Genomic DNA, 12,940 nt, shown 5'->3' on the forward strand with positions numbered 1-12,940 from the left:
ATTTAAGCCCTGTTTTAAAATTCAAAAAAATGCTTTATAATATATACGAGAGAGGTAAAACAGATGACGGCGTGTGAACTTTTAAAGTTACTCCTTAATTATCAGAAACAATCTTCTACTCAAATATACTTAGTAGGTGGGTTCATACGTGATCTTTTGTTGAATAGAAGGTCAACTGATCTGGATTTTACATTTCAAGGTGATATTGTGCCGCTTTATGAGTTCATACAAAAGTCACATGATGCTGTACTCTGCTCGGAGTTCCAGACCATGCGATTTGAAAGTACGGATCACATCCATTTCGATATAGCGACGATGCGCCGCGAAATTTACAACTTGGCACTAGAGCGCTATGAATACGAGCCTTCAACCCTTAAATGGGATATTGTGCGTAGAGATTTTACAATAAATACGGCATATGTTAAGCTAAATGAGACACTTTATCAGGTGTTAATGCAGTCTCTTGAAGCGAATCAAATTACACCTAGAGCGATTCAATACCTCAAGACACATGTCTGTGCTTGTCATCCCCTTTTTTATACGGATTTGAGTAAGGGCATTCTTAGAGTGTTACACTCAAAAAGTTTTGAAGAGGATCCTTCTAGGATTTTTAGAACCGTGAAGATAAAGAATCAACTTGGCTTTCAGGTAGAAGAAGCCACTTTAAAGGCACTTCTTGCGGGTATTAACTCAGATTCAATTTCAAAATTGTCTCTGTCTAGGATTCAGATGGAATTTTCAAAGTTATTTATAGATTCTAAGTGGCAAGTCAATCTAGAAACTTTGATTGCGTATAAGTGGCAAATCATCAAGTCAAGTGAAATCATAGTCACCCCATGCAATTCAAGTGAAGTTAAAAGAATCGTTTTGATGTCGAGATTTGAGAATCATATGGACTGGTTATATGGTGTTGATGAGCAGATCAAAAAATGCCATGAGGAGTATAATAGGACTTTAGAAGCTTTTTCACTGAATTCGGAAATTAATGACTATAATCTTTATAAACTATTGTATAATAAAAGAATTGAGACGATCAACCTTATGGCAAAACAGCACAAAACACTGATGATGCGTTATGGAGGCCTAATGTGTTTTAAACTAAATTTAACAGGAAACGATTTAATTCAAATTGGAATTCCCCAAAATCATCAGATGCGTGTTTTGATGGATGCCCTTTTAGCGCATAAACTAAATCATCGAATTGAGCTGAGCCTTGAGGATGAAATAAAGTATATTGAGAGTATAAAAAATGAGTATTGATGTGCAAACAGAAGCTTTTGAAGGCCCTCTTGACCTATTGCTTCATTTGATTTCTAAAGATGAAATTGATATTTATGATATTCCCATCGTAAAGATTACATCTCAGTATTTGGAAATTATAAAAGAAATGGATTTAGACCGATCCACCGAGTTCTTGGTCATGGCTGCAACTTTGATTGAAATTAAATCAAGGATGCTTTTGCCTGAAAAAAATGATCCAATGGAATATTATGAGTATTCAGAGATGGATCCTAGAAAAGAGCTTGTGAAAAGACTCATTGAGTATAAACGATTTAAAGAAGCGGCTGAAAAATTAAGAGCTACTGAGGGTACGCTTGATGAAGTTATTTTTAAAGATCAGGAGGAACTGGGGCAATATGTTAAGCAGCTGTCTTTAGAAGAATTAAATAGTAACCTTGAAAGCGACCTTTTAACCGAGGCAATTCGTAGACTTATGTCTAAAATTGATCGATTTGATGCGCACAGGAAAGGCTTTTTTAAGGGCATAAAAAGAGATGCTTTCACGGTTGAAGAAAAACTCAAAAGGATTAGAAAACGGTTAAAAAGTAGTGATTATTTTATTTTTTCGGAGCTGTTTGATGAAGCATTGACAAAAGAAGAAGTGGTCGTAACCTTTTTAGCGGTATTAGAATTATTGAAACTCAAAGAGATAACCATTGAGCAAGAGGGGTTATTTCAAGAAATCAAAATTACAAAGAGAATATATGTTGAACAGGAAATTGTTCACGAAGATCCCGTGATGGGTTAGAGTGTTGTTCAATTTTTGACTTTTGACACTCTAACTGTAATTTGAATCTATTAAGTTCAGGAAGGAAATAGCTCTAGATGAGTAATCAGATCATTGACGATTATAAAAAATATCAATCTGCAATCGAATCCATGCTTTTTGTGTGGGGTGAACCCCTCAGTATTACGAAGATTTCGAAGCAGCTTGATCTCAAAATTGCCATTACAAGAAAGCTTCTGGAAGATTTAATGCTAAAATATGAAACAGAAGGCAGAGGCATTCAAATTTTGGAGACAAACAGTCATTATCAGTTTTGCACGTTAAAGGAGAACTATTCATATATAGAAAGTTTATGCCAAACCTCAAAGAGTAAAGGTTTATCCAATTCAGCTTTGGAGGTGCTTGCAATTGTTGCCTATAAACAGCCCATAACGAAGCTCGATATTGAACAAATAAGAGGCGTGAGTTCAGATGGTCCCTTACAGCATTTAATGGAACGCCAATTGATTGAAGTGGTTGGAAAACTTGAAAAAATAGGAAGACCACAAATTTATGGCACAACAGATATCTTTTTAAAGAGTTTTGGATATAAAACCCTTAAAGAATTACCACCGATAAATGAGTTTGATGCTTTTAATGCTTTTCAAAGTCAATATGTTGGATTAGAGGAGGTCAGTCATGATTCAGATCAGAATGATGAAGCAAAGTGATATGAGGTCTGTTGATCGAATGCTCAAAGAAACTCAAATGAAATTTGAACAACTAAAGCTCAAAATTGATCATTGCTATGTTGTAGAGGATGGAGAGCGTATTTGTGGTCTTGCAGGCTATGAAATGACAGAAGCTGATAGAGCGGAAATGATTTATCTATTTGTAAGAAACGAAGATCGAGGTTTTAAACTTGGTGATGGTCTTTTTAGAGCGATGCTCAATCATTTAGATCATAAAAAAGTAACGCAAGTTTATATCAAATCGGATGAAAGCACCAATGGTTTTTTTGTGGCTGAAGGGTTGGATATCGCAATGAAGGCGGATGAAAAGTTAGTGTTCAAGGCTGAATTACCAGAATTTTTTAATAAACCCTGCAAGAGTTCTCGAGGTAATGCATGAAGTATCTCGGAAATGTTGTCAATGCTTATAAGATTATACTTAGAGATTATATAAAATCTGGCATGACTATTGTTGATGCCACTTGCGGCAACGGCAATGATGCTCTTTTTTTGAAACAGAGCATTACCGAAACCGGTAGACTTTATGCTATCGACATTCAAAGAGAAGCCATAGAGTCTACAAGACGTGTTTTAGAATCAAATGGTTATACTGAAAGTGATACTTTGATTCTAAAACAGTGCTCACATGAAAATTTTTACTTTTTAGAATCTGGTGAGCAAGTGGATTTGGTTATTTATAATCTGGGTTATTTGCCAAAAGGCGATAAAAAGATAACCACACATTTTGAGTCGACTCTGAAAAGTTTGGTTTCAGCGTTGCAATGCATCAAATGTGGTGGTCTAATCTTGATTTTATGCTATCGAGGTCATGAACAAGGCGAATTGGAATTTAGGCATATAGAGCCTTTTTTAGCGGAGTTGCCGCAAGGCGAATTTGATGTGTTGAAAATGGCTTTTATAAATCAACTCAATAAACCACCAGTCATGTGGATTGTGGAAAAAAAGTCTCAGAAATGAGGCTTTTTTTTGCATACAATATGGATGTATACCGAAATACGAATAGTCAATTATACAATATGCAACTTGAGTTGCATTTTTCAAAAAAATCAAGCTAAAAATGAAATTGCACTTGCAAAACGTATTAACTGTGATATGATTAATTTAGAGAGTAAAAGGAGGTTTTCCAATGGCTGACAATAAAGAAAATTTTGAAATTAAGATTAATGAAGCTTGGTGTAAAGGCTGCGGTATCTGTATCGCCTTTTGTCCTAAAAAAGTATTAGGATTTAATGAAAATGGTAAAGTGAGTATGTTAGATCGTGAAAATTGTATCAAGTGTAGGATGTGTGAAATGAGATGTCCTGATTTTGCAATTTTTTTAGGAGGTAAGGCATAATGGCTAAGAAAGTGAAATTTCTTCAAGGAAACGAAGCGTGTGTAGAAGGCGCATTAATGGCTGGTATGAAATTTTATTCTGGATATCCAATAACGCCATCAACTGAGATTGCAGAATTATCAGCAGAGAGACTCCCACAAATTGGTGGTAAGTTTATTCAGATGGAAGATGAAATCGCAGGCATAGCCGCAGCAATAGGCGCTTCTTTAACAGGCGTTAAAGCAATGACTGCAACATCTGGTCCTGGATTTTCATTGAAACAAGAGAACATAGGTTATGCAGCATTAGCTGAAATTCCACTCGTGATTGTAAACGTACAAAGAGGGGGTCCTTCAACAGGTCTTCCGACATCTCCAGCACAAGGTGATGTTATGCAAGCTAAATGGGGTACACATGGAGATCATCCTGTTATTTGTTTAACACCAGATTCTGTAAGAGAAACATTTGACTTAACGGTGAGAGCTTTTAATTTAGCAGAAAAATACAGAACGCCTGTCATTTTATTAACCGATGAAATTACAGGACATATGAGAGAAAAAATCGAAATTCCAGAGCAATCTGAAATTGAAGTTTATAATAGAATAAAACCAGAAGTGGGATCTGATTACAAAGCTTACAAAGTTGAAGAAGGTGATCTTGTTCCTAAAATGGCAGCATTTGGTGAAGGCTTTAGATATCATGTGACAGGATTAATGCATGATGAAACAGGTTTCCCAAGTAACAGTACAGCAAATGCAGACGTATTAATTAAGAGATTAATGGCAAAGATAGACGACAACCTCGACGATATTATTGATTACGAAGAAATGTTTATGGAAGATGCTGAATATGTTATATTTGCATACGGCGGTACTGCTAGAACTGCAAAAGCAGTCGTTAAGCAACTTCGCAATGAAGGCGTTAAAGTGGGACTGTTTAGACCTATTACAATCTGGCCTTTCCCAGAAGCGCGTATTAAGGAAATTGGGGCAAATGTCAAAGATATTTTAGTAACAGAACTGAACTTTGGACAATTGAAACTTGAGGTTGAAAGATCTGTTGGCGGTAAATGTCCGGTGAGATTCTATGGAAAAGCAAACGGTGAGATCATTACACCAGAAGAGTTAATCCTATCTTTTAGGGAGGTATTATAATGAATAGCCCATTAGTAGAGAACTATTTTAGAGTGGATAAGTTTCCACACATTTGGTGTCCTGGATGTGGTCATGGCATCATAATGGCAGCAATGGGAAGAGCAATCGAGACCTTAGGACTTGATAAAGATAAAGTATGTATTGTTTCTGGAATTGGATGCTCATCAAGAGCGCCTGGATATATGGATTTTAACACACTTCATACAACACATGGTAGAGCGCTTGGATTTGCAACAGGTGTGAAACTTGCGAATCCTGAACTCGAAGTAATTGTTGTGGCAGGAGATGGAGATTTATCAGCGATTGGCGGTAACCATTTAATCCACGCTGCGAGAAGAAATATCAATATCACAACAATTTGTTTTAATAATAACATTTATGGTATGACAGGCGGGCAGTATTCTCCAACAACACCAACGCATGAAAAAGGCACTACAGCGCCTTATGGCAATATCGACAGACCTTTTGATATCACTCAATTGGCTGGTGGTGCAGGCGCAACTTATACGGCTAAAACAACCGTTTATCATGCAAATCAAATGCAAAAATTTATTGAAGCTGCTATACAACATAAAGGTTTTTCACTTGTTGAAGCAATTTCGATTTGCCCAACCTACTACGGTCGAAAAAACAAAAAAGGCTCTGTTGTGGATATGATGAACTTCCTGAAAGACAGTTTTGTGGATCGCAAGGTAGCAGAAAAATTACCACCTGAAAAGTTAGAAGGCAAATTCTTAATGGGTGAATTCGTCAACAAAGTCGAACCTGAATACACAGCACTTTACGATGGCATTATCGAAAGACTTAAAAAATAGTGTATAATTAAAGGAGATATGTGAGATGAATAGTCAATTAGAGTTAAGATTATCGGGTTCTGGTGGACAAGGACTCATAACTGCGGGTATAATATTAGCAGAGGCAGCATTAAGAGATAATAAAAATGCCATTCAAACTCAGAGCTATGGTCCAGAAGCTAGGGGCGGAGCAAGTAAAGCAGAAGTTATCATAAGTGATAGCGTAATAGATTTTCCAAAGGTTACATTACCGAATATGTCATTGGCATTAACACAAATTGCATGTGACAAATATATTAAAGATATTTCTGAAGAAGGAACTATCATTGTTGACGATTCAATTGAACTGCCTAAAGGCCTTAAAGCAAAGAGAATTATCAGTGTTCCAATCATAGAAACAGCTAGAGTTGCTGTTGGTAAAGAGATTGTTGCAAACATCGTTGCATTGGGTTTGATTGTTGGGTTAACCGGTATTGTAAGTGCAGAAAGTCTTGAAGCTGCTATTCTATCTAGGGTTCCAAAGGGAACTGAAGAGTTGAATAAATTAGCTTTACAGAAGGGGTATGAGCTGGCAAATCAAATGTAAAAGGTGATTTGATGAGTAATTCAGACTTATTAGGACGCATTAGGCAAAAATATTTAACACTTAGTAAAAGCCACAAAAAGATTGCAGATTATATTTTAGAAAACTACGATAAAGTAGCTTTTATGACTGCATCGACCCTTGGTAAAAACGTAAACATTAGCGAATCAACAGTGGTTCGTTTTGCCAATGCTATAGGGTACGAGGGTTACCCTCAGTTACAGAAAGAACTTCAGGAGACCATTAAGACGAAGCTTACAACAGTTCAGCGCTTTGAGCTCTCCAAGGAACATCAAGAAGCGGAGTATTTAACTAAAATTATGATCAATGATATGGATCATATCAGACAGACGATCGATCAATTTGATTATGATCTCATTGATAAGGTGATTCATGAAATTATCAATGCAAAAAAAGTCTATATACTCGGTCTTAGAAGTTCATCTGTGTTAGCCAACTATTTAGGATTTTATTTAAATTTTATATTGCCCGAAATTCATATCATACAAGAATCCGCACAAGATGTGTACGATCAACTTTTGAATTTATCAAAGGATGATGTTATGGTTGTACTTTCTTTTCCGCGCTATTCAAAGAGAACTTATGATTGTGTGAATTATGCAATCAAGAATAGAGCAACCATTATAGGCATAACGGATGGCATGAATTCACCCCTTTATGAAAAAGTTAAATACTGTTTAATTGCAAAGTACAACATGAATACATTTATTGATTCATTTGTAGCACCTATGAGTTTGATAAACGCATTAATCATCGGTGTCAGTATACGCAAAGAAGGCGTTGAAAAAAATCTTGAAAAGCTTGAACGCATTTGGGATGATTACGGCGTCTATAATATCAAATAATTTCATGGATTGATATTTAATTAGATATGCGATATAATTTTAAAGTAAATACCACCATAGCTAGGTGGTATTTGTTTTTTAAATAGATCATAAGATTAAATAATGGGTTAGACTTTTGAAACTCTAACTATAATTGAGGTATGCACATGCAAATTATTCAGATAGCCATTGATGGTCCAGCTGGATCTGGGAAGAGTACAGTGGCAAAGATTGTTGCCGAGAGGCTGAATATTACCTATTTAGATACGGGTGCAATGTATAGAGCGGTTACTCTTGAAGCTCTAAATAAACATATTGATCTTAACGATTCGCAGGCATTAAGGGTTCTAGTAGATCAACTTGATTTGCAAATAACAGTGGATCGTATTCGCGTAAATGGCGTTGACTGTACAGAAGCCATTCGAACACCAGCAGTCACTCAAAATGTTTCGTATGTCGCAAAAGATGCCTATGTAAGGGCTCAAATGGTGGCTTTACAACAAAAAATAGCTGGAAATCAGTCGGTTGTCATGGATGGGAGAGACATTGCAACACATGTTTTGCCCAATGCGGCCTATAAATATTTTCTTGTGGCGGCAATCAAGGAAAGAGCCAAGAGAAGAATTTTGGATTTAAAGGCAAAAGGCTTTGATAACACCATCGAAGAGATGATGGCTGAGATTGAAGCAAGAGATAAAATAGACCAAGAGCGTGAAACCGCACCCCTTGTACAAGCAAAAGATGCTAAGTGTATTGATACAACAGCTTTAACGATTGAAAATGTTGTGCAGTATATTCTAGAGGATGTCAAAAAAGATCAAGTTGAGCTTAAATAAACTTAGGAGTAGATCATGAATACTTTTTATGCAATTTGTAGTAAGGGCGCACTTCTTTATTATAAAATTTTTTATAAGCTTGAACTGATAGGCAAGGAAAATATAGACGGTCAACAGAACTATGTCATTTGCGGGAATCATTCAAGTCTTCACGATCCCTTTTTACTGGGGGGTGTTTTGCCACTTCAAGCACGTTTTATGTCCAAAAAAGAAAATTTTAAGTATAAAATAGTGAGCTGGGTTCTTGATAAAGTTGGCGTATTTCCAGTTGATCGTGATGGCAACGACATCAAAGCCATTAAAATCGCGTTAACCGTTTTGAAGCAAAACGATAATCTAGCGCTTTTTCCTGAGGGCACTCGAAATAAAGGCACAGAGCCTTTACCCGTCAAGGCTGGTGTAGCAATGCTTGCAATTAGGACTAAAACGCCTATTTTACCGATTACAATTGATTCAACTTTTAAATTGTTCTCAAGGATAAGGGTTACATTTCATAAGCCTGTGGTTTTGGAAGCTTATTACGACCAAAAAGTGGATTCTGAAACGCTTGAAAGGTTATCTCAAAATATTATAAGCAACATTTATAAATCAATAGGAATTGATAAATCAGAAAACTTGTAAATTTTCATAAGAAATGATATAATGAATTTTAATGTGTAGAATATTTATTGACTCAGAATATTTGGAGGCGAAATGATCATTCAAATCGCAAAACATTCTGGTTTCTGTTATGGCGTTAAACGGGCTATTCAGATATTAGATGACCTTATTGAAGCCAATAAGGGCGAAAAAAGGATATTTACACTCGGTCCTATCATTCATAATAATCAAGTAACTGAATATTATGAAGAAAAAGGTATAAAAGCCATTGAAAAACTTGCGAATTTCATGGATAATAGAATGGATGGAGATCGTTTAGTGATTCGTTCACATGGCGCACCAAAGTCTGTATATGATTTAGCAGAGGCACAAGGATTTGAGATCCATGACGCAACTTGTCCGTATGTTAAAAAAATTCAAAATACAGTTTCATCTTACTATTTAAAAGGTTATAATATAATTATTGTCGGAGATCAAAATCATCCAGAGGTTCTTGGTATTAATGGATGGTGTGATGAAAGTGCTACAATTGTTAATACATTACATGATGTAGAAGATATGCATCCATCCGATGAACTATTTTGTATTGTAGCACAAACCACATTCAAGTTGAGTTTGTGGGAACAAATGTCGACTTTATTCAGTGAGAAACTATCTAATGCAGTTATTCAAAATACGATATGTTTAGCAACTGAACAGAGACAAAAGGCTTGTATTGAACTCTCTAAAACTGTGGAATTTATGATTGTAATTGGTGGAAAGCACAGTTCGAATACAAGAAAGTTAGCAGAAATATGTAGTAGGAATGCTACGACGATTCACATTGAAACTAAGGATGATTTAGTAGATGTATCCATGTTTAAAAGCAATACAAAAATTGGTATTGCAGCGGGTGCTTCAACACCAGACTGGATTGTTGAATCGGTCATTCTTAAAATAGAAAATGAAGGCGAGGTATTTTTTGATGGAAAATCATAATTCAATGGCTGAGATGATGGAGCAAATCGAAGAATCATTGAGAATTCCAAGAAGAGGGTCAGTTGTTAAAGGAAGCATAATTCAAGTTAATACTGATGTTGTAATTGTAAACATCGGTTATAAATCTGACGGCGTAATTCCTAGAAATGAAGTGTCTGCAGATCCAAACTTTGATATTGAAAACAATTTTAAAGTCGGACAAGAGCTAGACGTATTCATCATAAACCATGATAATGGTGAAGGTAACATTTTATTATCACTTAGAAAAGTAAATGTAGACAAAGATTGGGGTGAGCTTGAAGCGTTACATGAAAAAGACGCTGAAATCACGGTTAAGATTGCAGATGCTGTAAACGGCGGATTGATTGCATTCTTTAAAGAAATTAGAGGATTCGTTCCGGCTTCTCAATTATCTGACAGATTTGTTAAGAATTTAAGACCTTATATTGGTCAAGAACTCAAAGTAAAGGTTATTGAAATTAATAAGCAAAAAAGAAGAGCTGTTTTCTCTCATAAAGAGTTTGCTGTGCTAGAAAAACAAGCTTCAAGAGAGCAATTCTGGAAAACGATTGAAATTGGCAGCATTGTAAAAGGCGAAGTAAAAAGAATTACAAACTTTGGTGCTTTTGTTGATATCGGTGGCATGGATGGACTTGTTCACGTAACAGAAATGAGCTGGGGTAGAATTAAACCTGTAAATGATTTTGTTAATGTAGGCGATACAATAGAGGTAAAAATTATTGATGCCAATAAAGACGAAAATAAAATCTCATTGAGTATTAAACAACTTAGTCAAGAACCTTGGGCAACATTTGCTGATAAATATGAAGTGGATGGTATCTATGAAGGTAAAGTTGTAAATCTTACGGATTTTGGTGCGTTTGTTGAACTTGAACCTGGTATTGAAGGATTGGTTCATGTATCTCATATTGCTAAAGAGCATGTTGAGAAGCCAAGTGATGTTCTTAAAATTAATCAAACGGTTGAAGTGAGAATATTAGAGTACATTGCTGATGAAAAGAAAGTTAAACTTTCTATGAAAGCAGTAAATGATCCGATTCAGGAAGAAACTGAGCAGGAATAAAACACAAAGCCGATGAATTAAAATTCATCGGCTTTTTTAGTAAAGTTATTTAGGGCAGATGATCAGACAAAATTAGAATTTGATTATCTTGTGTCTTGTTTATGATTTAAAACCATATATATGGCTATAAATAAACACGATAATATATTTTCAAAAGGAGATTTATATGGAAGGCTATGAAAAGTTTAAAGAACGTGTTTTTAATAAAACAAAACTAGACTTAACGCTGTATAAAGAAAGACAAATGAAAAGACGTATTGAATCTTTAATTACTAGACATGGTCTTGGTGACTTTGATTCTTATTTTAAGTTAATAGATACGGATAAAGATTCATTCGATGAATTTATCACTTATTTGACCATAAATGTATCCGAGTTTTATAGAAATCCAAGTCAATGGGAAACATTACGAGAAGATGTATTTCCGGCAATTCTAAAGAGAAATAAAAGACCTAAGATTTGGTCAGCAGCTTGTTCAACTGGAGAAGAGCCTTATTCGCTCGTCATGTGTCTCAGTGAGTTTATGCCACTTAAAGATATAAAAATTTATGCAGTTGACTTTGATGATGAAGCGCTTTCTAAAGCTCAAATGGGCATTTACTCGGAGAAGAGTATTAAAAATGTACCCAAACAATACGTCGATAAATATTTTGAAATAGTAGGGAAGTCTTATAGGATTAAGGATGAAATCAAGCGGTGTGTAGAGTTTAAGAAAATGAATTTATTAAGTGATCCCTATCCAAAAGGTTTTGATATGATTATCTGTAGAAACGTTATGATTTATTTCACAGAAGAAGCTAAGGATGAGATGTATAAAAAATTCTATGATGCGCTTGTGAATGATGGTTATTTCTTTGTGGGGAGTACTGAACAAATTATTCAGCCGCAACGGTATAATTTTGAATCTAGTAAGACGTTTTTCTATTACAAAAGATAATAAAAAGAGCCCCAACGCGTAGGACTCTTTGGAGTTCATATATTATTAGACCATCTTAAATGCAGAAGGTACGATAACCTTGCCTGCCTCGAACTGAGCTAATGCTTTATTGATTTCTTTTTGATAGGCATCAGAAAAAGTGAAATTGTGTTTGGTATAGAGCTCAATTTTACCTTCATCTGAGAGTTCAACGAGCAGAGGGTCTATTGGAATTTCAGAAATGAAATGAACACCCATCTCTTTTGCTGTATTTCTAACTTTACTTTGCCCAAAGATCTTGTGTTTTTCATCACAAGAGGGACAAATGAAATAACTCATGTTCTCTATCACGCCGATAATGGGTGTGTGGAGCATTTTAACCATTTTTATTGATTTATTAACGACCATTTTAACAAGATCTTGAGGTGTTGAGACAATTATAATGCCATCGATAGCCAAAGATTGCATAACGGTTAGGGGAACATCTCCGGTGCCTGGTGGCAAGTCAATTAACAAATAATCAAGATCACCCCAGATTACTTCTGTATAAAATTGTTTTACCGCATTTGAGATAATGGGACCTCTCCATACAACGGGTTCATCTTCGTTTTCAAGAATAAGATTGACACTCATAATTTTTATACCGGTAGATGAAATAACAGGTTCTATACCATTTGGCGTTCCCAAAGCTTTTCTCTGATTGACACCGAAAACTTTTGGGATAGATGGGCCTGTTATATCAGCATCTAAAATGCCGACGCGATAGCCTTGTTCTCTTAACGTAATTGCAGTAAGTGCTGTAACCGATGATTTTCCAACGCCGCCCTTACCGCTCAAAATACCTATGATATTTTTAATATTACTAAATTGATTTGGACTTTCTTTTTCCATAATTCTGCCTCCTTAAAATGGCGTATGCCAATAATATTATATCTTATTATGTAGGATAGTCAATGTTATAAGTGTTGTTTTTTATTAGATTTAGAAAAACACTCTAAAAGCATATATGAGTAAGATTTACTAAAAATATTTTGATATCCAATGAATCGTTCAAATGGGCGATTCTTTTTTTATGAGATTTCCTTTATAATAGAAT

At 35.3% G+C, this 12,940-nt stretch carries 16 protein-coding genes; 15 read left to right on the top strand and 1 reads right to left on the bottom strand.

Annotation, left to right across the window (positions count from 1 at the left end):
* Window positions 1-63 precede the first annotated feature (63 nt).
* From F3D3_RS07655 to F3D3_RS07725, 15 genes are all read left to right on the top strand, one after another.
* Window positions 64-1,260, top strand: a complete 1,197-nt coding sequence (locus F3D3_RS07655) for a CCA tRNA nucleotidyltransferase (protein ID WP_069872706.1) — start codon at window positions 64-66, stop codon at window positions 1,258-1,260.
* Window positions 1,250-2,029 (top strand): ScpA family protein, encoded by a 780-nt coding sequence (locus F3D3_RS07660; RefSeq protein ID WP_069872708.1) that lies wholly within the window; start codon window positions 1,250-1,252, stop codon window positions 2,027-2,029. Before F3D3_RS07655 ends, F3D3_RS07660 begins: the two co-directional genes overlap by 11 nt.
* 77 nt (window positions 2,030-2,106) lie before the next feature.
* The gene (scpB, locus tag F3D3_RS07665; RefSeq protein ID WP_069872710.1) at window positions 2,107-2,718 is read left to right on the top strand and encodes an SMC-Scp complex subunit ScpB; all 612 of its coding nucleotides are present in this window, start codon (window positions 2,107-2,109) and stop codon (window positions 2,716-2,718) included.
* On the top strand, window positions 2,687-3,118 hold the full coding sequence (locus F3D3_RS07670) for a GNAT family N-acetyltransferase (RefSeq protein ID WP_069872712.1): 432 nt from the start codon (window positions 2,687-2,689) through the stop codon (window positions 3,116-3,118). The genes scpB and F3D3_RS07670 overlap by 32 nt, the downstream gene beginning before the upstream one ends.
* The gene (locus F3D3_RS07675; RefSeq protein ID WP_069872713.1) at window positions 3,115-3,696 is read left to right on the top strand and encodes a class I SAM-dependent methyltransferase; all 582 of its coding nucleotides are present in this window, start codon (window positions 3,115-3,117) and stop codon (window positions 3,694-3,696) included. The genes F3D3_RS07670 and F3D3_RS07675 overlap by 4 nt, the downstream gene beginning before the upstream one ends.
* A 169-nt stretch (window positions 3,697-3,865) precedes the next feature.
* Window positions 3,866-4,075: a ferredoxin family protein gene (locus F3D3_RS07680; protein ID WP_069872715.1), complete on the top strand. Its 210-nt coding sequence runs from the start codon at window positions 3,866-3,868 to the stop codon at window positions 4,073-4,075.
* Complete coding sequence (locus F3D3_RS07685; RefSeq protein ID WP_069872717.1) at window positions 4,075-5,208, top strand: 2-oxoacid:acceptor oxidoreductase subunit alpha; 1,134 nt, start codon at window positions 4,075-4,077, stop codon at window positions 5,206-5,208. The genes F3D3_RS07680 and F3D3_RS07685 overlap by 1 nt, the downstream gene beginning before the upstream one ends.
* A complete protein-coding gene (locus F3D3_RS07690; RefSeq protein ID WP_069872719.1) occupies window positions 5,208-6,023 on the top strand; it encodes a 2-oxoacid:ferredoxin oxidoreductase subunit beta in 816 nt (271 codons plus the stop codon). Before F3D3_RS07685 ends, F3D3_RS07690 begins: the two co-directional genes overlap by 1 nt.
* Before the next feature lie 25 nt (window positions 6,024-6,048).
* Window positions 6,049-6,588, top strand: a complete 540-nt coding sequence (locus F3D3_RS07695; protein WP_069872721.1) for a 2-oxoacid:acceptor oxidoreductase family protein — start codon at window positions 6,049-6,051, stop codon at window positions 6,586-6,588.
* An 11-nt stretch (window positions 6,589-6,599) separates the two neighbouring features.
* Complete coding sequence (locus F3D3_RS07700; protein ID WP_069872722.1) at window positions 6,600-7,451, top strand: MurR/RpiR family transcriptional regulator; 852 nt, start codon at window positions 6,600-6,602, stop codon at window positions 7,449-7,451.
* Window positions 7,452-7,597: 146 nt separating this feature from the next.
* Window positions 7,598-8,266 (top strand): (d)CMP kinase, encoded by a 669-nt coding sequence (gene cmk / locus F3D3_RS07705; RefSeq protein ID WP_069872724.1) that lies wholly within the window; start codon window positions 7,598-7,600, stop codon window positions 8,264-8,266.
* A gap of 15 nt (window positions 8,267-8,281) precedes the next feature.
* Complete coding sequence (locus tag F3D3_RS07710) at window positions 8,282-8,887, top strand: lysophospholipid acyltransferase family protein (RefSeq protein ID WP_069872726.1); 606 nt, start codon at window positions 8,282-8,284, stop codon at window positions 8,885-8,887.
* Window positions 8,888-8,959: 72 nt separating this feature from the next.
* Window positions 8,960-9,844 carry a 4-hydroxy-3-methylbut-2-enyl diphosphate reductase gene (gene ispH, locus F3D3_RS07715; protein WP_069872728.1) on the top strand — a complete coding sequence of 295 codons (885 nt, stop codon included), beginning with the start codon at window positions 8,960-8,962 and terminating at the stop codon, window positions 9,842-9,844.
* Window positions 9,845-9,848: 4 nt separating this feature from the next.
* Entirely contained in the window at window positions 9,849-10,928 is a 1,080-nt protein-coding gene (gene rpsA, locus F3D3_RS07720) for a 30S ribosomal protein S1 (RefSeq protein WP_207645358.1), read from the top strand.
* A gap of 166 nt (window positions 10,929-11,094) precedes the next feature.
* A complete protein-coding gene (locus F3D3_RS07725; RefSeq protein ID WP_069872732.1) occupies window positions 11,095-11,865 on the top strand; it encodes a protein-glutamate O-methyltransferase CheR in 771 nt (256 codons plus the stop codon).
* 45 nt (window positions 11,866-11,910) lie between these two features.
* Here F3D3_RS07725 and F3D3_RS07730 read toward each other — a convergent pair whose 3' ends face one another.
* The gene (locus F3D3_RS07730; protein ID WP_069872733.1) at window positions 11,911-12,735 is read right to left on the bottom strand and encodes an Mrp/NBP35 family ATP-binding protein; all 825 of its coding nucleotides are present in this window, start codon (window positions 12,733-12,735) and stop codon (window positions 11,911-11,913) included.
* Window positions 12,736-12,940: the final 205 nt, after the last annotated feature.

The sequence above is a fragment of the Fusibacter sp. 3D3 genome (assembly GCF_001748365.1).
Lineage (GTDB): Bacteria > Bacillota > Clostridia > Peptostreptococcales > Acidaminobacteraceae > Fusibacter_A.

Bases quoted from the DNA above. Each gene is read 5' to 3' on its own strand.
- F3D3_RS07730 (WP_069872733.1), bottom strand. From the start codon at position 12,735: ATGGAAAAAGAAAGTCCAAATCAATTTAGTAATATTAAAAATATCATA.
- F3D3_RS07655 (WP_069872706.1), top strand. From the start codon at position 64: ATGACGGCGTGTGAACTTTTAAAGTTACTCCTTAATTATCAGAAACAA.
- cmk (WP_069872724.1), top strand. From the start codon at position 7,598: ATGCAAATTATTCAGATAGCCATTGATGGTCCAGCTGGATCTGGGAAG.
- F3D3_RS07660 (WP_069872708.1), top strand. From the start codon at position 1,250: ATGAGTATTGATGTGCAAACAGAAGCTTTTGAAGGCCCTCTTGACCTA.
- rpsA (WP_207645358.1), top strand. From the start codon at position 9,849: ATGGCTGAGATGATGGAGCAAATCGAAGAATCATTGAGAATTCCAAGA.
- F3D3_RS07700 (WP_069872722.1), top strand. From the start codon at position 6,600: ATGAGTAATTCAGACTTATTAGGACGCATTAGGCAAAAATATTTAACA.
- F3D3_RS07675 (WP_069872713.1), top strand. From the start codon at position 3,115: ATGAAGTATCTCGGAAATGTTGTCAATGCTTATAAGATTATACTTAGA.
- F3D3_RS07670 (WP_069872712.1), top strand. From the start codon at position 2,687: ATGATTCAGATCAGAATGATGAAGCAAAGTGATATGAGGTCTGTTGAT.
- ispH (WP_069872728.1), top strand. From the start codon at position 8,960: ATGATCATTCAAATCGCAAAACATTCTGGTTTCTGTTATGGCGTTAAA.
- F3D3_RS07685 (WP_069872717.1), top strand. From the start codon at position 4,075: ATGGCTAAGAAAGTGAAATTTCTTCAAGGAAACGAAGCGTGTGTAGAA.
- F3D3_RS07695 (WP_069872721.1), top strand. From the start codon at position 6,049: ATGAATAGTCAATTAGAGTTAAGATTATCGGGTTCTGGTGGACAAGGA.
- F3D3_RS07710 (WP_069872726.1), top strand. From the start codon at position 8,282: ATGAATACTTTTTATGCAATTTGTAGTAAGGGCGCACTTCTTTATTAT.
- F3D3_RS07680 (WP_069872715.1), top strand. From the start codon at position 3,866: ATGGCTGACAATAAAGAAAATTTTGAAATTAAGATTAATGAAGCTTGG.
- F3D3_RS07690 (WP_069872719.1), top strand. From the start codon at position 5,208: ATGAATAGCCCATTAGTAGAGAACTATTTTAGAGTGGATAAGTTTCCA.
- F3D3_RS07725 (WP_069872732.1), top strand. From the start codon at position 11,095: ATGGAAGGCTATGAAAAGTTTAAAGAACGTGTTTTTAATAAAACAAAA.
- scpB (WP_069872710.1), top strand. From the start codon at position 2,107: ATGAGTAATCAGATCATTGACGATTATAAAAAATATCAATCTGCAATC.